This window comes from Rhodopirellula sp. UH5 (assembly GCF_056839225.1).
The window spans coordinates 2,792,998-2,812,309 of the sequence record NZ_CM166390.1 but is presented as its reverse complement, the minus strand read 5'-3'; the positions used below and the strand labels follow the sequence as shown (position 1 = coordinate 2,812,309).

The following is a 19,312-nucleotide window of genomic DNA, read 5'->3' as shown; positions in this document are numbered from 1 at the left end:
CCGGACTGGTCTGTGGTTGAGGAACGGTCTGAAATCAATCGAACAAGAATTGCATCGATTGATTGTTTGCAGGCGATTCGACTGCTTCGTTTGATTGGGCCTGACGATCTGGCCGTCCAAAAATCTCCTCGATCACCGAGTCGATTTCGTCTTGCGTTGGTTCGGCGACGTTCGTGCTGACCGGTGTCTGAAATTCTTTCGGAACGAGGTCAACCGGCGTCGAAGTATCTTGCTCGGGAAGATCACTCAAGAATGACTCGGTCGCTTCTGGAAAGTGATCCGAAGGACGTTGAGTGGGCGTCATTTGAGAGAATGGATCATCCAGGGCGTCTGATTTGGGATCCGACATCTTCTCGCTGGCTTGCTTGACTGGAACAGGCAAGTTGGCGGGGGCTTCTTCTGGGAAGCCAACTGCTGGTTCATTCGGGTCTTCAAACGTGACTCGGCCTGGCACGAGTGTCTCGCCTGCACCGAGTTGGATGCCGGGTGGCAGGGCGTTGGTCGTTGCGACGGGCGGAGCGGCGGCGGCCGGCGTGGGCGCCATCGAGCCAGTCATCGCGGCAGGTGCGGGACGTGTCGGCGTTTGGATACGAATTTGGTTGTAATATCCAATCCCGTCTTGTTCCGCTGCTTTCACACCGAGTGGAAAGCCTTCAAACCAAGCGTTCACGGCACTTTGACCATCACCGGACTGGTGCTTCCAACCCCAGTAGTCAGGAGACACCACAGCGGGCGTGCATCCCGATCCACCGGTGGCAACTTCCATGTAGCCTTCGATGAAGCCCTTGCGAAGGTCCTTCATGTGCCGATGGTTTTTGTGACAATGTGAGTTTCGCAACCAAGCCTTGGAAGCCATGACCTTGTTGCGGTGCGAGACCATGAAGTCATCAACGCACTCGCTTCGGGTCATCTTGGATGACAGGCCGCCCATGATGGTGCAGCCGGTCATTCCCGTTGTCAAAAGGCCTGCCGCAAGACTCGCCAAGAAGGCTCGTTGAGCTCGTTGGCGAATGATGTTTCGCCTCGATTGCTTCGGGCGGACGGACGCGTCATGTCGATTAAGCTGGGTCATAATGCCGGCTCCCCTAGCGGCGGATCTATCTGGATCACACGACTCGTGCGTGCAACATTTCCAGTCGCCATCTTGCCCCCCAAAACTGGCTGCAACGGCTCTCGGAATCTGGGTCGCACCGCTTGTAGCGATTGTGCTAGCGAGCGATGTCCCCGCATTCTTTATCGCCGCTTCGGGGATTCTGGTTTAGCCAAATGTGCACGAATTGGGGGTGCTAGCAGTCGGTCGGGTTAGTGAAGCTGTTCCGGGGGGCGACAAGATCTCAGGTGTCCCGGCGCGTTCATCGCGAAAATTCCAGTGTTTTCGCTATGCAAGTGGGGTGCCACGGCCCCATTTGGGTTGCAGGATTTGGGGAGATCTTTCGGTTACAACGATTGTTGACCGCAATCCCGACGAAGATCATTGAACTTTTTGTGACCCCTGGGGGTGGATTCCGGTCTGGCGCGTAAGATGATGCAACGCGGAACCGTTGTACTAAAATGATGAGGTAGTCTTGTCACACAGGGTTTGCCGGTCGGCCTTGCTGACTGATGGACGGCCCTCCAAGATGGCCTTGGCGGTACTTTTCGGTGCATCCGTGTCAAACTGCCCTCCTCTGATCCAATCAACTAGCAATGACACCATTCATCCTCATCACTCTTGCCGCTGCCTTCGTCACGATGTTGGTGTTGGTGCCGGTGGTGCGTGCGTTTGCAATTCGAATCGGTTTGGTTGACAACCCTGATGCCGAGCGGAAGCTTCACGACAGACCCATCGCCTTGGCCGGCGGTTTGGCGGTTTTCCTCGCGACAGGAATCGCTTTTGTTGTCGGCATTGCGTACGAAAGCGGCTGGGGCGAATTCAGCAAGATGACGGAGTTGTCGTCACGTTGGTTTGTCTTGCTAGGAGCCTCCACTGCGATTCTGGTTGTCGGTTTGATCGACGACAAATGGGCCCTTCGAGGCCGACAGAAGTTGTTGGCTCAATGCGTGATCGCCATGATCGTCGTGGGAAGCGGAACCGTCATGCGATCGATTTCACTGTTCGGATTCGAAATCCCCTTGGGGATTTTCGCTCTGCCGGTCAGCGTTTTGTGGTTGTTGCTTGCAATCAATGCGCTCAACCTGCTCGACGGTGCCGATGGGATGGCGACCACCGTGGGAGCGTTCGTTTGCGGTGGGTTGGCACTGCTCAGTGCATCCAGCGGACATTCGGCCTCTACCGTCATTGCTGCCGCCGCCTTGTGTGGTGCTTTGCTCGGGTTCTTGGTGTTCAACCGTCCGCCGGCAAGCATCTTTTTGGGCGACGCCGGAAGCATGATGATCGGGTTGATCGTTGGCGTGTTGGCGATGTGGTGTTCGCTGAAGGAGTCTGCTGTTGTGGTTGCCGCGCCGGTCGCCATTTTGGTGCTGCCGCTGTTCGACTCGACCGCTGCCATCATTCGACGATGGATGACCGGACGCAGCATGTATGCGACCGACCGCGGTCACTTGCACCACCTGTTGAACGAGAAGTTTGGCCCGAACGGCATGTTGTTGGTCGTGGCAGGACTTTGCAGCTTCAGTTCCGCAATCGCGATTCTTTCGGTGCGGTTCAACCAAGATTGGTTGGTCCTCGTCGGGGCCGTTGTGGTTCTCGGTTTCTTGGTGCTGACGCGAACGTTTGGGCATTCGGAGTGCAGGCTTCTGTTAGGGCGTCTGTATCACTTCGCTCACTCGTTCGTTGTTCGTCCCCAAGACTGCGAATCCTCCAAGCATTTGCGGAGTGTTCAAATTCAAGGCGAAGGTTGCTGGGAGCCCGTCTGGGAACCTTTGGTCGAATTCGCGAAGCGTCATGATTTTGCCAAGGTGCAAATCGACGCGAACATGGCTTGGTTGCATGAAGGCTATCACGCGACGTGGCAAAGCGTTCGGTTGCCAGAAAAGTCGGTCCAAAGTGTGGTGCGGATCCCATTGTATGCGACCCGACCCGGCGAAGAGGAAGCGGTTCCAATCGGCAAGGTGGAAGTGATTGCGAATTCGTCGCAAGAATCGCTGGCTCACCTGAGCTATTTCCTCGAGCACGCTGAAGAACTGCAGACGCAAGTCCGATACTTGGTCGCGAACTTGGATAAAAAGACAGCCGCCGCGCGACTGAACGCAGCGAGCAAGCTCTCGAAGCCTGAGAGCGAAGAGCCGGCGGTCGGAACAGAAGAGATCGAGACGGCTCCGACCAGCTAGGTCGATGCCTGGTTCACAACGGTTTTGCTACGTGTTGACCACGCAACGATGGAAAGGCCAACAAGGACGAGGATCGCTGAAATGGCAATCCAGGCTGGTGGCAAGTGTTTGGAGCCATCCGCATCGCTGAGCCCCAAGAAATCCAGTCGTTCGTGATAACGAGCGGCCATTTCCAGCATCCCGTTGTGGACGAAGTGGAGCAAGACGCCCGGCCAAATGCTTCCCGTTCGGTAAGCCACCCAGCCCAGCAGCAGTCCCAGCAGCATCGTGGGAAGGAACCGTTCGACGAGGAGCGTGCTGCCCACGAACACATGGAAAAGCCCAAAGAGCACCGCGGTGACGACGATCGTTTGCCAGGGACGAAGAACGGCCGAGAACGCGGAGAATAAATACCCGCGAAAACAGAGTTCTTCGATGAGTGCGGGAGTCGCTGCCATGGTCAGCAGCAGGATCCAAGGCGGGACGGTTTTCCATTTGTCCAACAAGGACCGGGTGCGCTCGATTTGGTCATCGGATAACAAAGCGATTCCGAACTGATCGGCGAGTGCCAACGCTTCATGAGCAAATGCCCACGCGCCTCCGGCAAGCACGATGGCTCCTAAAAAAGAGGCCATCGGCGGCTTTGCAAACCGGTAGGTGGACCGAAAGCGATGCTTCCCAATGATGGTTGCAATCAGAGGAATCAGACCGAATACCAGGATCAAGCTCAGTGCATTGAGCAGCAACTGGGAGCTGATCGAGATGCTTTCGGAAAGAACACGCAGCCACTGCATCAAGCCATTCGAAATCAGGAAGGAGGCTGGTAGAAGCAACGCAACGACCAACCCCGCTTGGCTCACGCTGGGATGGTTCGTCATCGATTCGGGACGCTGAAGAAGCGAACCAAACGATTTTTGACTGGTCCGCTCCACTGCGTCACTGCCAAACAATTTGGCGGCGATGCCCAGCGTTGCCGCAGCATAAAACAGCGTGCTCGTGACGGCAATCAACGCACCGGCAGTCGATGCCGTGCCTGAAAGAATGTCGCGTGCGAGCAATACGATGTTGAGAAGCGGGGCAACGGCCAGCGGTCCCTCCAGGTTCACGCCCGGCATCAAGGACAGCATGGCGGGACCGAGTGACAGCAGCATCACAGGGATCAGATAAGCCTGGGCCTCCTTGAATGACTTGGCGAAACTGGTGAGCGAGAGCAGCAATGCAGAGAAGAAGCAACTGAAGAGCATCAACAGTCCGAGGATCTGCAAAATCTGTAGCAGGCCAATCGCGGAATCTTCCCCAGCCAGCATGCTGACCAGTCCGGTCACCTTCATGGTCACAAACATCGCTAGCAAGTTCGCCATGGCGGTGAGAAACGCCACGCTGACCACCGCAAGGTATTTCGCGAGCAGCACCCACCAGCGCGGAACCGGAGAGGCCATCAAGGCCTCCATCGTGCCCCGCTCTCGCTCACCCGCAGTCAGGTCGATGGCTGGGTAGACCGCTCCCGTGATTGTCATCAAGACCAGAACCAGGGGAATCACCGTCCCAAGAATCGAGCCCGATGCCTTCTCGCCGATCGACCGGATTCGCAAATCAATGGCTCGGTAGTTTGGATCGATCCTCTGAGCGATCTTCATGGTCTCGGCCAACTGCAGCCATTGCAAACGCTCCGTCAGGATCCTTTGGGCCGTGCTGCTGGCTTGATCGTTGTTGTACGAGACAATTTCGACGGAGTGAACGGAGTCAGGGCCGTTTTGAAACTTGACCGCGATGTCGAGTCGGTTCTGAGACAACGCTTCTTCGGCGGACATCTCCTCGGGCACAACGACATTGAACTGTGCCAGTTGGCCTCCGTTGACCTTCAGGATGGGCTCCGGAGGCGCGCTTCGCGGATCTTCAATCAGCGCCTGCAGAAAATCGCGTTCGGCGGGCGACGAGACACCGACCAGAAAGGCTTGCTCGGCCGGCATCCCAGACGAGAGCAAGAAGCGATTCAGGGCCATGCTCAGCAACGGGTAAACCAACAATGGCATCATCACCAATGTCAGCATTGTCCGTCGATCTCGCAGGGTTTCCCGAAGTTCTTTGAGTGTGAGTCGGCCAAGCCGAGACCAGGAAAGATTCACGCGTGGTCCTCGGTCAGCGCCGGTTCAGTGGATTGCATCAAGTCAACAAACATCTCCACGAGATGTTCGCGTCCGGTTTCTTGGCGAAGATCATTCAGTGTGCCGCGGTAGCGAATGCGGCCCTGATGAAGCAGTCCGAATTGGTCACAAAGCCGTTCGGCTTCATCCAATCGGTGAGTGCAGACAACCACCGCTTTCCCCGCAGACCGAAGGTGGGCGATGTATTCAAAGATGGTTTGGACCCCGACGACATCCAACCCACGCGTCGGTTCATCGAGCAACATCACGGGCGGGTCATGAATCAGCCCCCGAACCAAGGTCACTCGTTGCCGCTGCCCGGTGCTGAGAGAACCCGCCCGACGATCCAGCAACGCTTCGATTTGCATCACGTTGGCGAGTTCTTTCAGTCGATCCGCTGCTTTCTTGGGAGCCACGCCATAAAGATCTGCGAAATATAGAAGCATCTCGCGAACCGATAGCCAGGGATAGACTCCGTCGCTGGCGGAGACAAAACCTAGTTTGGCCTTGGCTGCGAACGGGTTTTCAGCGGTTCGAATGCCAGCGACTTCCGCATATCCTTCGTCTGGTTCGAGCAACCCAAGCACCATTCGCAACGTGGTTGTCTTGCCTGCTCCGTTGGGGCCCAACAGGCCGAATACCTCTCCGGGGGAGACTCGCATCGACAGCCTGTCGACCGCGAATACAGTTCCGCCTTCGATCGAGAATCGTTTGGTCAGCGAATCGATCAAAAGCATGGTTGAGAACGGACTTGGCGGAGAAGAAAGCAGCAAGGAAAGTTGCCGTTGCAACGAACTGCTACGTTGCTGACAACGCATCGGGTCTGCTTCCACCTCCAAAACAATGGATTAGGAAAGCATCGCTTGATGTCCCGTCACCAATCGCGGAGGCAAGTGGGTCACGCTGTTGAGCGAATCCAATTTCCAGCCCGTCGTTGACCATTGTAGGGAAGTGACGGATGTGTTGGGGATGGGACCAACCGACTCCATTGCGACGGTTCCAGCCAGCATCAGCGACAACATCTCACGCAAGAAATCGGCGTGCGCGATCAAGACCACCACCGGATCGGTGGAAAGACTGCGAGGCTCATGACTCGGGCGTTGTGGGAACGTGTTCTCGAAACGTTCGATCACCGAGCGGGAACGAGCTCGCATCTGGTCAGGAGATTCGGGATCTCTGCCGCCCCACCATCCGTCGCTTTGGATCTCGGAGTCCACCGTGAGAGGAGGCGGTTCGCGATCTGGAAGTTGATCGCTGATGTCTCGAAAGAACGAGTGAATCGCCTCTCGGCCCAAGCCTTCCGCACCACGGAAGTTCTTTTCATGATGACCATGGTAGCAGCCACCATTTTCAAACACATCGTGCCAAACCGCGATCGGGTACCGTCGCGGGGCGGTGTGTGCGTTTTGCAGAACGAATCGAGTCGTTTCCAACGTGCGAAGAAACGGGCTGGTGATCAGCTGATCGATGGCCAGTCCCGACATCCATTTTCCAAGGCAGTCCGCTTGCAGTCGACCTCGCGCCGTGATGCTTGGATCACAAACGCGAGCGTGCACCGGTTTGGCGTTGTTCTCGCTTTCGGCGTGTCGAATGAGTAGCAACTGCATCGGTCAGGATCAGATGTTGCGGCCTTGGCGCCGGCGGTCTGATTCTTTCAACAGGATTTTTCGCAGGCGAATGGATTCAGGCGTGACCTCAACCAATTCATCGTCCTCGATGTACTCGAGGGCCGCTTCCAGGGACATGTCGCGTGGTGGCTTCAGGATGACGTTTTCATCGCTGCCGCTGGCACGCATGTTGGTCAACTTCTTCTCGCGACATGGATTCACGGTCATGTCACTTTCGCGAGCGTTTTCGCCGACGATCATCCCCTCGTACACTTCGGTGCCCGGTGGAATGAACAGTTCTGCACGATCTTGCAATGCAAACAAGGCAAACGGCATGGTTTTGCCGCCGACCATCGAAATCAGAACACCGTTGGCACGGCGGGGCACATCGCCCTCGACCACGCGGTAGCTTTCAAATCGGTGGTGAATGATGGCGGTTCCGCGAGTCGCGTTGAGCAATCGAGTTCGCAATCCGATCAAACCACGCGAGGGAACAATGAAACGGAGCAGGCTGTAGTCGCCACGTTGCTTCATTTCTTCCAGTTGACCACGGCGCAAACCGACCAGTTCCATGACGGGACCCATCGCTTCGGTGGGGACTTCCACACGCAGGGTTTCGAATGGTTCGTGCTTTTTGCCGTCGATCTCTTTGAAAACCACACGTGGTTTTCCAACGCTCAGCTCATAGCCTTCGCGACGCATGGTTTCGATCAAGACGGCCAAGTGAAGCACGCCTCGGCCGGCAACGGCGTAGGCTTCGGTGCCTTCGATCATGGAGACACGAAGTGCAACGTTGCGTTCCAGTTCTTTTTCCAAGCGGGCTTTGATTTGACGCGTCGTGACGTACTTGCCTTCGCGGCCAGCCAGCGGTGACGAGTTGACGCTGAAGACCATTTCCAAGGTCGGCTCATCGACTTTCAGTCGTGGCAACGCTTTTCCTGTGTCGCAGGCGGTGATGGTGTCACCGATTTCGACGTCATCGAGGCCTTCCAGTGCGATCAGGTCGCCTGCGCCGGCGCTCTCCGCGGGGACACGTCCCAATTTGTCAAACACGTGCAAGCACGACGCTTTGACTCTTCGGACGATTGAATTGCCTGAGGAATCGATGGTGTGAACGTCGACTGCCTGTCCTGTTTCAATTGTTCCTGCGTTGACTCGACCCACCGCGATTCGTCCAACGTATTCACTCCAGTCCAACGTGGTGACCATCATTTGAAAGTCGGACTTGGTGTCGACGGTTGGACCGGGCAGGTGATCGACCAACAGATCCAACAAAGCAGTCATGTCTTTGGTGACTTTGGTGGGATCGTCGGTGGCGTAGCCTTCTTTGGCACTCGCGAAAACGTAAGCGGCACTGTCGAGTTGTTCTTCGCCACCGAGGTCGGCCAACAATTCGAGTGCTTCGTCGAGTGCTTCGGGAGGACGTCCATCAGGACGGTCGACCTTGTTCACCACGACGATCGGTTTGACGCCGGCTTGCAGTGCCTTTTCAAGCACAAATCGTGTTTGTGGCATCGGGCCTTCAGCTGCATCGACCAACACCAGGGCACCGTCCGCCATTTGGACGACGCGTTCGACTTCGCCGCCGAAGTCCGCGTGACCCGGGGTGTCGATCAAGTTGATCTTCACGCCGCGGTAGTGAACCGCGATGTTCTTGGACAGAATCGTGATTCCGCGTTCTTTTTCGATATCATTGGAATCCAGAATCCGTTCGCCCTTGAGCTCTGCGTCACGGTACTGACCACTTTGTCGCAGCAGACAATCCACCAGCGTGGTTTTTCCGTGGTCGACGTGTGCGATGATGACGACATTTCGGATCTCTTCTCGAACAGCGGTGTTGCTCGAGATTTCAGTGCCGGCGTCTTGAGAAGGGGATGCGGTGGAAGACAAAGGACAACTTTCAATGGATAAACGTTTCAGGCGGAAGCCCACGTTCTAACGGCCCATTGGAAAGTCAACCAGTCAAAAATCGTTTTGTGCGCCCTGCGGCAACGCTAGGCGTGTCTAAGTGGGTTTATTTTTGCATTTAGAGGTTTTCGATGCTCGTTGCTGTCACCGGTGCAACCGGTTTTTTGGGTCGACACGTCGTTTCGAATCTGTTGCAGGGCGGCCACTCCGTTCGCGGATGGACCCGGAAAGCGGCTCCCCCAGAGTTAGAGGGGGTCGATTGGGTCCGTGGTGAGCTGGACGATCGAGGCTCGGTGGAAGGCTTGGTCGCCGGCTGCGATGCGGTCGTCCACACCGCTTTGGCGCGTGAAGGGGCCGGCTTCATGGATGTCCCGCAGCAGCCGCTGGACTACATCCAGACCAATTTGATGGGATCGATTGCTCTGCTCGAAACAGCCGCCGTTCATTCAGTGGGGCGGTTCGTCTTTGTTTCGTCGGGGGCCGTTCACCAGCACGTCGTGGAGGGTATTGCACTGGATGAACAGCATCCGCTGCGGCCCGGATCTCTGTACGGCGCGTGCAAAGCATCGATGGAAACGATGGTGCACGCGTACGGCAGTTCAGGCCGAATCAACGCCGCCAGCCTTCGCCCGGTCGCCATCTACGGTGTCGACACTCCGCTAGAGAATTCGAAGTGGTTTGACTTGATGCGAGCTGTCGCTCGTGGGGAGTCCGTTCCAGCGGATGGCGGCGGAAAAGTCGTGCATGTCAAAGACGTTGCCGCTGCGATTGCAACCTTGCTCGAAACAGAATCACCGATCGCGGGAGAAACCTACAACTGCTGCGATCGATTCTTCTCGGAGCATGAAATTGCCAGCCGCGTGATGGAAATCACGAACTCGAAAGCGATGCTCACCGGTGATCCCAAATCTTCTGGCCGAGAAATGTCATCGGCCAAGCTGGAGTCACTTGGCTTTCAATTTGGCGGGCTATCCAGACTGGACGAGACTATTCGCCAGCTCGTGCAGGAACTGTAGCTCGTTGAAGATTGCCGTGTGTTGAGACGACGCCACTGGTTGCCAATGCGTAGACGCCGAAGAACAAACCGCTGTAAACCAAATCACCCGCCAAGGTGTACTGGAAGAATGGGACGGCTGCTGCGAAGCATGCGGTCAGTCCGGTCCAAGTCGAAGGGTAGAACGCGACCCAGACGGCAAAGTTGGTGGCCAGGAAAAACAGCACGCTGCCGGCAAGCGAACCTGCGAAGACCTTGAGCGCGCTGGTGTTGGCACCGACCAGTTTGCGACCGATGACAAAGTTCGCCAACAGGCAACCGTAGACAACTGGCATCAGGGAATGGAATCCGAGCACAGCATCGCTGATCAACATCGCGATGATCACCGATACGGCCATGATTCGGGGAGAGACCGTCATCGCACCGGCAAACAAGCACATCGCTGCCAAAGGTGTGAAGTTCGGTGGGTGCGGGAGCAGGCGGGAAGCGACAGCGATGCCGATCATGGCCAAAACGATTGCAAAACGTTGCAGATTGTTACTTGGATTCACAGGAACACTCAATCAAAAAAATCAAAGGTACGGCGGGAAATTCAAAGGTACGGAAACTAGGAGGGGCCAACAGGCCATGTTCGTCGGATGACGAGACGTCACGAGTTGGCCTCGCCTGGCGCTGTTTGGACCGGTGGAGCTTGAGCGGCCCGCCGCTGGCGTACCAACTCAAGAATGGAACGTTTTTCTGCTGGGGATGCAATCGACCATTTGCCAATCTCGCCCAAAGTTCGTGAACATCCAATGCACATTTGCTGGTGATTCACTTGGCAAACCCCAACGCAGGGCGACTTGGGCGTGTCGGTGGGTGGGATCATGCGGAGTCACCCAGCAACTCGAGGGAATCGATCCACTCGCCGTTTTCGGACGAGTCGGAATCATCGTCGGATTCACGCCCCGATTCATTCCACAGCTGATCAATCAGCTCCGTGGATAAACCGCCTGGATCGGAAAGCCTCAACGATTCTGGAACGATCGACGCGAGCGTCTGAGGGCCATCTAGTGCCGATGCTTGAGCTTGGTTTAGCTGATTCGTCGTGATCGCTTCGGTGCGTGAAGATTCCGGCGAGATCTGAATGGATCGAGCATCAGGGGAGCTGGTGACTGGTTCGCCTGAGGCGGTTTCTCCATTCAGATAATTGATCACTTGCAACGCATCCAGGGCGGAAACCCGCCCATCACCAGAGACATCGTAGAAACGGCCAATCAGTTCATTGGGGTCATTGGGCGTCAGCAATTCATCGGACTCGCCTGAGTTGAGCCGGTTGATGACGGTCAATGCATCCAACGCGGTGACTTCGCCATTGGCGTTGACATCTTCGCTGCGAATCGCGTTTTGCCAGGGGGTGCTGGTGATCACTTGAACTTCGATCGTCTCGGACACCAGGCGTTGGCGAATCAATCCGTCCGCGACGAGGGGTGCTCCCAGTTGCCAGCTTCCGGTCAACTCTAGATTTTGGCTGCCGATGCTGGTGATGGTGGGAGCATTGGTTCCCAGCAAGGTGGTCAGGCGAGCCGAGTCCAGCCGATAGGTCAGGGGCTCGTCAGGATTGGATGCACCCAGCACCAGTTCTTCAAATCCAACCACCCGATTTTGTAGCCAGGCCGCCAGGTCGATGGTGGATCCGCCGCTTTCATTTGCGAGCCCGTCGGATGGTTGAAGGATCAAGCGATCGAATCCTTCTCCGCCGTCGATCGATGTGAACCAAGTGGTGTCGAGCAAGACGTGATCGTCACCGGCACCCATTTCAATGGTGACCAAGCCGGTCGCCTCTGCGAGCGAGGCGACCGACAACGATTGAGCTTGACCATTCAGGACAACGGCGAAACGTTCGTCGCGATTGTTGGATGTCCAAACCGAATCATTGCGAAGATCACGCAGGACCAATTGCTCCGCTTCCAACGCCAAACTCAGGTCGGTTGGTTGGTAGTCGACGAGTGTGAAGAAGTCCTGTTGGGATTCCGCGGAGGCATAGCCGGGGTCACTGAGGTCGCTGACAATTTGCAGTGTTAGCTGAACTGTTTGATTGGGTTCCTGCAGGGTGTCCACGTTGGCCGAGACGGTGATCGTTTGAGGTTCAGACCAATTGTCGGGGGTGAATGTCAATGTGTTTGCACTGAGGGAGAGTTGCTCACCTGCATCCATGGATTCAATCAAAGCTTCCACTGAAACGGTGACACTTGATGCAGGGCGTTGCGATAAACGAACCTCGTACAAATTGGCTGCTTCGCCCTCGATGACCTCCAACGGCTGAAGCAACCGGTGCAACTCGATGCCTGGGGTTTCGTCGTCTTGGATCGAAACATTGGCGTCACCGGCAATGTGGCCGTCTGCGGACACTGTCCAGCGGGCGCTGCCGTCGGTGTTGACCGTGCGGTCGTTCAGTATCGAGACCGGGATTCGAACGGAGTCAGCTCCCGCGGGGATCTCGATCGGTGCATCGATCGCGAAACGTGGGTCGTCCGATTCGAAAGTGAGCGGTAGTGTTGAACTCAGATCGGCTGCATTTCGATGGATCACCACCGACGTTGGCTCCGCGGACACTTGGTCCAGGACCACGTTGTCTGCCGCGAAATAGGCGGGAGTGTTCATCCCGAAGTCACCGACATCCGATGAAGAAAGATCAAATCGAAGCTGGGAGGCTCCGTCCAAGGAGGTCAAGTCAATGGTGGTCCACTCACCGACGATGTAGTCCAGTGAGTTGTTCTCGAAACGGTAGTCAGCAAGGTAGAAGTCAACGGTTCCGACGGTCTCACCAGCCAAATCCAGACCGACGATTGTCAGCAAGAAGTAGTCCGGGTCGTCACCGGTTTCTCCACCAAATTGCTTCGCGAAGGAGTCGCCTTGCTGCATTGAGAGTGCCGCGTAGGTGCTGTTCGTCAATGAAATGGACGCGAATCGGGCGTCGGACATTGTTTCGGGCAGAGTCAGGGTGGGAGCGGAGTCGCCGCTGCCTGCACCGATCAAGAAGGTCTCAGAAGAATCGCCACCACCGGGTTGGTCCTCAGAGAGGTTGGAATACGCAGCGTACTGGTTGGAATAGCCGGGCGTTGCCACGTCCGTCACGTTGGACGCCGCCCAACCGCTCCAGAAGTCGTACTGCTCGTTGTAGACGTTCGGGAATTCAAGTGGCCCGGAAACGATGGCTCCCGACAGATCAGAGCCGTTGTGGAACGATTCGGCATCGAGGCTTGAGCCTGTGTCTTCCACGTCGATGACGATGATTTGTGACTCATTCAACGTTTCATTTGAATCGTGAGTCACCGTGAGCGATTGGGTGTCGTTGTCTTCGATGGTCAACGAGATGATTTGAGGGGCAAACCCGTTTGCCGTGGCAGTGATCGCGACCTCTCGATTGTCTTCTGCCAGCAGATTGTCGATCAAACGAACTGGGACTGACACGCTGTCTTGCCCAGAAGGGATGACGATCGTTTCAGGGATCCGGATGTCGGTTCGGTCAGCAACCAAGCTCACTTCCAACGGTTCGCTGTTGTCGAGTGTTTGCCGGTGGAGGGTGAGTTGCGGCAGCCCTTCGCCTGGAGCGGCAAGCTGGACGTCGTCCAGTGCAAAGTAGCCCGGCGTGTTCATGCCGAATTGGCCCACGTCAGTGGACGACAATCCAAAGTGCAGTTGGGTTGCTTGGCCGATCGGTGTGAGGTCAACGGTGGTCCATTCATCAACGATGTAGTCCAGCGAGTTGTCTTCAAAACGATAGTCGGCAAGATGGAATTCAACTTCGCCAATCGACTCGCCATTTTCATTCTTGCCGATGATCGTCAAGACGAATGTGTCGGGATCATCGCCTGACTCACCGCCAAATTGCTTTGCGAAAGCGTCGCCGTTGAGCATTGAGAGTGCGGCGTAAGTTGTGTTGGTGACGGCGATGGATTCGAACGGTTGAGAATCATTGGAACGCCGGATGATGGCATCGGCACCGTTGTATCCGATGGCATAGGTGTTCGAATCGCGAACGCCCTCGCCGGTGATGGCAGCGTACTGGTTGAAGAAACCGGGGGTGGTTGTGTCCGACTCGCGACTGATCGAGAATCCAGACCAACTGTCAAAGCCGTACGCGTTGCTAAACGAATTGCCGAATGTCAGTTCACCATCGACGAAGACACCTGCTTGTCCGGCGTTGTTGTTGAATTCATCCGCGACCAAGGTTTGCCCGAACGATTCGAAATCGCCGATCGAGGTGGAATCAGATTCCAGCAGTGGTTCGGTTGGCCCGCTGATCGTCAGTGCTGGCGAATCAGAATCCAAGACAGTGGTTTCAAGTCGTGCGGTTTCGAAGCCTGGCGTGCTGGCTTCGATCACCCAGTCCAGACTTCCAGTCAATGTCTCATCGGGTTCGATCAGCCAAGTCAATTCCGCGGCGGTTGCTCCCGCGGGGATTGTGACTTCCAAGGGCCCATCGATGCGTTCGGTGAGTGACTGTTCCAGCGTGACAGTGACCGATTCAGACACGCTGGATGCGGGGCGAGTGACCGACAAACGAACCGACTGTCCTTCTGTCACTTCGTTCAAGGCGACGCCCTGCGAGTCAAGCAGAGCCAACACGAAGGTGGGGGCTTCGTCGTCGATCACCGTGACATCGAATTCAGCAGTGGCGGCGTTCGGATTGGATGCGACCACCGTGAACGTGTGACTGGTGTTTGCGACGTTGTTGTCGATCAAACCAATGGTGACTTCGACGGAATCAAATCCAGACGGAATCACAATCGAGGCCGGCATCGTCAGCAACTCTGGATTCGGGTTGGTGAGCCCGATTGTCATGGGTTGGTCGAGCGACGCATCATTGCGATGGATGATCGCGGTGACGGTTTGACTTGGATTGGATTCTTCCAAGGGAGACGCTGGGTTGGTGGCGGTCAACGCACGCGAGTCGTCATCCAGGAGTTCGACTGTTGCAACCGATTCAGCGTGTCCTTCAGCGGTGGCGACCAATTGAACAGACTGTGCCGGCGAGAACTTTTCGTCATCCGTGATCGAGATGACCAGCGAAACTTCGCGTTGGCCCGCTGGAAAGGTGAGCGATGCAGGGTAGTTCAACCGTGAATCGGGCTGGGCAGAAACAGAAACGGCCAACGGGGATGAGATGTCGAAGTCATTGCGGCGAAGCGTCAGCGTGGTGGCGGAGGCCCCTTCTGTTTGTTGCAAAGAACTGCTTGAAAAGACGAGTCCCGTTGCATCGTCATCGAGCACGCTCAGTTCTCGAGTTCGTGGGGCCTGCAGTTCAGCTGTGGCAGTGAACTCAACCGTTTGATTTGGGCCAGCCAAGTCATCGTAAGAGGTGGAAACGGTGAATTCGGCGTAGTCAGCGCCTGCTGCAATGGTGACCTGAGTTGGCAGGTTCACCAACGAACTGTTCGAGTTGCTGATCGAGACGGTCATCGGCGAACTGCTATCGAGAGCAGGCCGTGAGACTCGCCCGATCATCGATTCGGATTCCAAGAGCGATGTGTCTTCGAAATCCAAGGCGACCTGTGGGCGTTTGACGACCACGTCATCGACCGCAAAGTAGGTTGGAGTGTTGATTCCAAAGTCGCCGATGTCCGAAGATCGCACTTGGAACTGCAATGCTTGAGCGCTTTCAAGCGATGACAGATCGACCTGGATCCATTCATCCACGATGAAATCATCCTCCGAGTTCTCAAACCGGAAATCGGCAAGCACGACGGTCACGGTGCCGATGGATGTTCCCGCGTCGTCGAGCCCATGGATGTCGACTTCGTAGAAGTCTGGGTCCGTGCCGCTGTCGCCACCAAACTGCTTCGCAAATTGGTCACCTTCGGTCATCGAAAGTGCGGCGTAAGTTGTGTTGGTGATCCAAAGCGAATCAAACTGGGAACCGACTTCAGGATCCAGTTCGAGTGTGGGGCGGTTTTCGGGGCTGGCATACTCGGAATAGAAGCCGACGGCGTAGGTGTCGGAGCCATCATGGCCCTCACCGGGGAAGGCACTGTATTGATTGGAAAAATCAGCGGTGGTGGAATCGGTTGTCTTGGAAATCGACCAGCCCTGCCAGCTTCCGTACAGCGAGTTGTAGTCGTTGTTCAGTGACAGTTCTTCTTGCTCGAAACCGTTGGGGGCTTGGTTGGAGAAAGTGGAGGCACCGAGTTCGGAACCGAGGGTTTCGAAATCGATGATCGCGGGACCCGTTTGTTTGGCGTGCAACACGGCGACGCCATCGACATCCAGTCCCGCACTGCCGGTGGTGGGGGTGGGGTCGTAGATCGGGTCGCCTTGTCCATCCAACGAGGTGCCGTCACCAAAAATGTCGACCAACCGAACGTGCGTGATGGCGGTGACGTCCAGTCCGGCGGTGCCGCGAAGTTCTTGCAGATCGAACGGCGTGCCAAATCCACCGCGGTACTTGCCCGCCAAGTTGTTCAAGTTGGTTGGATCAATGGACCCGAACGCAGCGACAGCCGAGTCGGTGCGAGAATCGCTTTCAAAGCGGACGAAGTTGACTCCGTCGGAAGAGACTTCCACGTAGCCAAGTTCGAGAAATGTGTCTGAAAAGGAATTCTCAAACACAGCAAAGTCGAATCCCAACCCATCTCGAATGGGATCCTCAAAGGTCAGCGTGAGTGTTCCCGCTCGTCCTAGCGAGACGATGCTGCCGGATTGTCCTTCAGCGGGACCGAGAGCTCGAGAGGATTCCTGCCAAACTTCATCCACCGCGGCTCCCGGGGTGTAGTCTTCCACGCCGGTGGCCCATCCCACGATGGCGGGCGATTCGCGATCGATTGCGGATGAGCCCACTTCGTTCGCGGCTGGGGCGTAAGGGCCCGCGGCAAGGAGCTGACGCGATTCCAATTGTTCGATGGTCAGATGCAACTGTCGGCGACGAGCGAAACGACTTGGCTTGAGCGGGTTCACGGCAGATCCAGGGAGTGTTTGATTCAATGATGTGTTACAGGGTGGCGTCGTCATGTCCGGCGCGCGTGCAGAGCGCCGCCAGGATCTCTAGGTCGAGTTGCTCGGTCAAAAATGTGACCGAGCTGTCCGCGCGAAGGACCATCACGCCACCGACGTGAAAGCTACGCATGTCGTTTTCAAATGCGGGGGCTTGGTTGATCGGGAAGGCTTGATCAAACAAGTTGCGTCCGTTGATCCATTGCCCATCCGGAAACGCGGCATCCTCCGAGACCATCACGGTGTTCGAACTGCCGTCCAAGATGTCGCGCATCGCGAGAGCTCGGTCGTGCAGCATCATCCCGTTGGGGGGATCGTTTCGGCCCGTGATTCGCTGACCGTAGATCCCGCCGTAGTCGGACGCCCCGCGACCTTGGATCTGTCCATCGGTCCGCGGCGTGCTGGGGCACAGGAAGGTCGGCAAGGCGGTTGCCGCGGCGACTTCATTTTCCGGAGCATCAAACGCGAGCCGAAAGTCGATTTGTTCGTGCAGTCCTGATTGCTCCAGAAACGGCAACACAAACGCAGACCAAGCCAATTGTTTTCCATTGGGATACTGAGGTCGCACCTCAATCGCACCCGGTGGAAACTTGTTGTGGGCGGCATGGTAGTTGTGCAACGCCAAACCAATTTGGTGCAAATTGTTTTGGCAAGACGCACGCCGCATGGCTTCACGAGCGGCCTGGACGGCGGGCAGAAGCAAACCGACCAAGACGCCGATGATGGCGATCACGACCAGCAATTCCACCAAGGTGAAACCCATCGCGAAAACGCTTCGGTAGCGGCGGCAATGCGAACGAGGAGACGGGAGCATGCAAAGCGATCGAGTCAGTTCGAATGCGGACCCATCGCTCGGGAAATACCCGCGCGGAAGTCGCCTTGATCATTCGGACTGGAATTCAACGAAACAGCCAAGCGAAATTGGATTTCGCCCCGACGCCGATCTCGCCCAAGAAGATCACTTAGCGTCCGTTTCGTGGTAGGTCTTCTGACTCCCGACGCAAACTCGCAAACGCTCGCCTTCTCGTCTGTCACGGAAAATTCCGATCAATGACAATGGCACAAGAGGAGTGTTTGCTTGGAAGTCACTGAGTCAGCAACTTCGCGTCGGATACAGCGGCCGGGCCGTCTCGGAATCTCACCGAAGTTCCCTGTTTCCTAGGATCCAAGCCTTGGATCAAAGGCACCACGCAACGTTGCCGGTAGTATTCCCAGGTCCGTTCCGGTTGTCAATCCAATTCGTTTCGTGGGGATTGAGTGATTGGCAAATCTGTCGCGATTCACGGTGGGAATGCACCCCCATGGCGGTCGATTATCTTTGATAAATCGGCAAGTAATGGTAGCGAACGCTGAGGCTGAGAATGGCCAAGGCGGTGGCGTAGGCGACCCCCACATTGCGTTCTTCGCCCTGGTGACTGACCCAAGATCCGTTGTCGGCTTGCAATCGCAGCAACAGCTCAGGAACCATTTTGGCTGCTGTGGTCGCGGCTTCTCCCCCGATTTGGTGCATGCCCTGAGCGTAGTAATACATGCCGTAGAAAAAGAACCGCTCGTTTGTTCGAGGAGGGTGTTCGAGCAACCACGCTGCCGCCCCAGCAACCAAGGGGGAGTCGTATTGGCCACAGGTTTGCATGGCGAGCAAACCGGCCGCGGTCATTGTGAATGCGGGATGATGTGTTCCCGGAGTGTAGGCAAAGCCGCTGGCCTTTTCTCTTGGTTGTCCGTTTTCGTCCAATGGCGACGTGTACGATTCTTTCAGGTACTCCACTGCCAAATCGATCGCTTCGGAGGGGACGTCCAGGCCATCATTCTTGGCGGATCGCAAGGCCATGACTTGCCAAACCGAAACGGATAGATCGGAGTCTCTGGAATCGGGTTTGTATCGCCACCCGCCCTGAAGGCGTTGTGGTTTGGAGACGGCTTGCGATTGGAGGATGACCTGGATCGCTTGCACCAGAGCGTTGTGAATCCGTTCGTTTTGGTCGATGGTTGCCCCCATGCCCAATATCTCGGTCAGCATCAGCGTGGTGATGCCGTGCCCATACATGCGAGACCCATCGTGATGGCCAAAGTACCCCTGCGTTTGATTGCGAGGTTGCAACACAAACTCGATGGCTCGGCTCATCACGCGACCCTCGAGAGTCGCTGGTTCCGGAATCGTTCCGATGGATGCGAACGCCATGATCACCAGCGATGTCATCGCCGTTGCATTGCCGCGATCGGCGATCGATCCGTCCTCCTTCTGCAATCGCAACAGGAACTGGATGCCCTGGTTCACGGAATGGTCAATGGCGTCATCAACATAGAGATCTGTCAGGTCCTCTTCTGCGGAGGCTGAAGTGAGGAACCGGTTTGCCCCCGGCCCAAGTGCGCTTGCACACGTTATGCCGGTACCAAACATGGCTCGGGCGAGCCAGGATCGGCGGTCGAGTGGGGCG

At 56.4% G+C, this 19,312-nt stretch carries 12 protein-coding genes and 1 riboswitch; of the genes, 2 read left to right on the top strand and 10 right to left on the bottom strand.

Features of this window, described 5'->3' with window-relative positions:
- Positions 1 to 34: 34 nt before the first annotated feature.
- Entirely contained in the window at positions 35 to 1,072 is a 1,038-nt protein-coding gene (locus tag UH5x_RS10040; RefSeq protein WP_047815512.1) for a hypothetical protein, read from the bottom strand.
- 614 nt (positions 1,073 to 1,686) lie between these two features.
- Between UH5x_RS10040 and UH5x_RS10035 the strand changes: the two genes are divergently transcribed.
- Entirely contained in the window at positions 1,687 to 3,270 is a 1,584-nt protein-coding gene (locus UH5x_RS10035) for an MraY family glycosyltransferase (protein ID WP_482635583.1), read from the top strand.
- Here the strand turns inward: UH5x_RS10035 and UH5x_RS10030 are convergent.
- From UH5x_RS10030 to typA, 4 genes are all read right to left on the bottom strand, one after another.
- Entirely contained in the window at positions 3,267 to 5,375 is a 2,109-nt protein-coding gene (locus UH5x_RS10030) for an ABC transporter permease subunit/CPBP intramembrane protease (RefSeq protein WP_482635582.1), read from the bottom strand. The two genes, UH5x_RS10035 and UH5x_RS10030, sit on opposite strands and share 4 nt — an antisense overlap.
- Positions 5,372 to 6,130 (bottom strand): ATP-binding cassette domain-containing protein, encoded by a 759-nt coding sequence (locus UH5x_RS10025; RefSeq protein WP_047815607.1) that lies wholly within the window; start codon positions 6,128 to 6,130, stop codon positions 5,372 to 5,374. The genes UH5x_RS10030 and UH5x_RS10025 overlap by 4 nt, the downstream gene beginning before the upstream one ends.
- 111 nt (positions 6,131 to 6,241) lie before the next feature.
- On the bottom strand, positions 6,242 to 7,000 hold the full coding sequence (locus tag UH5x_RS10020; RefSeq protein WP_482635581.1) for a histidine phosphatase family protein: 759 nt from the start codon (positions 6,998 to 7,000) through the stop codon (positions 6,242 to 6,244).
- A 9-nt stretch (positions 7,001 to 7,009) separates the two neighbouring features.
- On the bottom strand, positions 7,010 to 8,890 hold the full coding sequence (typA, locus tag UH5x_RS10015) for a translational GTPase TypA (protein WP_482635580.1): 1,881 nt from the start codon (positions 8,888 to 8,890) through the stop codon (positions 7,010 to 7,012).
- Between the two features lie 149 nt (positions 8,891 to 9,039).
- Between typA and UH5x_RS10010 the strand changes: the two genes are divergently transcribed.
- Positions 9,040 to 9,924 carry an NAD-dependent epimerase/dehydratase family protein gene (locus UH5x_RS10010; protein ID WP_482635579.1) on the top strand — a complete coding sequence of 295 codons (885 nt, stop codon included), beginning with the start codon at positions 9,040 to 9,042 and terminating at the stop codon, positions 9,922 to 9,924.
- Here UH5x_RS10010 and UH5x_RS10005 read toward each other — a convergent pair.
- From UH5x_RS10005 to UH5x_RS09985, 5 genes are all read right to left on the bottom strand, one after another.
- The gene (locus UH5x_RS10005) at positions 9,896 to 10,453 is read right to left on the bottom strand and encodes a DUF6580 family putative transport protein (RefSeq protein WP_482635578.1); all 558 of its coding nucleotides are present in this window, start codon (positions 10,451 to 10,453) and stop codon (positions 9,896 to 9,898) included. The genes UH5x_RS10010 and UH5x_RS10005 overlap by 29 nt on opposite strands.
- Before the next feature lie 98 nt (positions 10,454 to 10,551).
- A complete protein-coding gene (locus UH5x_RS10000) occupies positions 10,552 to 10,704 on the bottom strand; it encodes a DUF1289 domain-containing protein (RefSeq protein ID WP_482635953.1) in 153 nt (50 codons plus the stop codon).
- 62 nt (positions 10,705 to 10,766) lie between these two features.
- The gene (locus tag UH5x_RS09995) at positions 10,767 to 16,838 is read right to left on the bottom strand and encodes a DUF4465 domain-containing protein (protein ID WP_482635577.1); all 6,072 of its coding nucleotides are present in this window, start codon (positions 16,836 to 16,838) and stop codon (positions 10,767 to 10,769) included.
- A 34-nt stretch (positions 16,839 to 16,872) separates the two neighbouring features.
- Positions 16,873 to 17,688, bottom strand: a complete 816-nt coding sequence (locus tag UH5x_RS09990; protein WP_047815503.1) for a DUF1559 domain-containing protein — start codon at positions 17,686 to 17,688, stop codon at positions 16,873 to 16,875.
- Positions 17,689 to 17,835: 147 nt separating this feature from the next.
- Positions 17,836 to 18,080: riboswitch (cobalamin riboswitch) on the bottom strand.
- 106 nt (positions 18,081 to 18,186) lie between these two features.
- Entirely contained in the window at positions 18,187 to 19,275 is a 1,089-nt protein-coding gene (locus tag UH5x_RS09985) for a prenyltransferase/squalene oxidase repeat-containing protein (protein ID WP_315852654.1), read from the bottom strand.
- Between the last annotated feature and the right edge of the window lie 37 nt (positions 19,276 to 19,312).

What these genes read in the sequence shown, in the direction of transcription:
- UH5x_RS10035 (WP_482635583.1), top strand. Translation starts at nt 1,687, where the DNA reads ATGACACCATTCATCCTCATCACTCTTGCCGCTGCCTTCGTCACGATG.
- UH5x_RS09985 (WP_315852654.1), bottom strand. Translation starts at nt 19,275, where the DNA reads ATGTTTGGTACCGGCATAACGTGTGCAAGCGCACTTGGGCCGGGGGCA.
- UH5x_RS10040 (WP_047815512.1), bottom strand. Translation starts at nt 1,072, where the DNA reads ATGACCCAGCTTAATCGACATGACGCGTCCGTCCGCCCGAAGCAATCG.
- UH5x_RS09990 (WP_047815503.1), bottom strand. Translation starts at nt 17,688, where the DNA reads ATGCTCCCGTCTCCTCGTTCGCATTGCCGCCGCTACCGAAGCGTTTTC.
- UH5x_RS10000 (WP_482635953.1), bottom strand. Translation starts at nt 10,704, where the DNA reads ATGTGCATTGGATGTTCACGAACTTTGGGCGAGATTGGCAAATGGTCG.
- UH5x_RS10025 (WP_047815607.1), bottom strand. Translation starts at nt 6,130, where the DNA reads ATGCTTTTGATCGATTCGCTGACCAAACGATTCTCGATCGAAGGCGGA.
- UH5x_RS10010 (WP_482635579.1), top strand. Translation starts at nt 9,040, where the DNA reads ATGCTCGTTGCTGTCACCGGTGCAACCGGTTTTTTGGGTCGACACGTC.
- UH5x_RS10020 (WP_482635581.1), bottom strand. Translation starts at nt 7,000, where the DNA reads ATGCAGTTGCTACTCATTCGACACGCCGAAAGCGAGAACAACGCCAAA.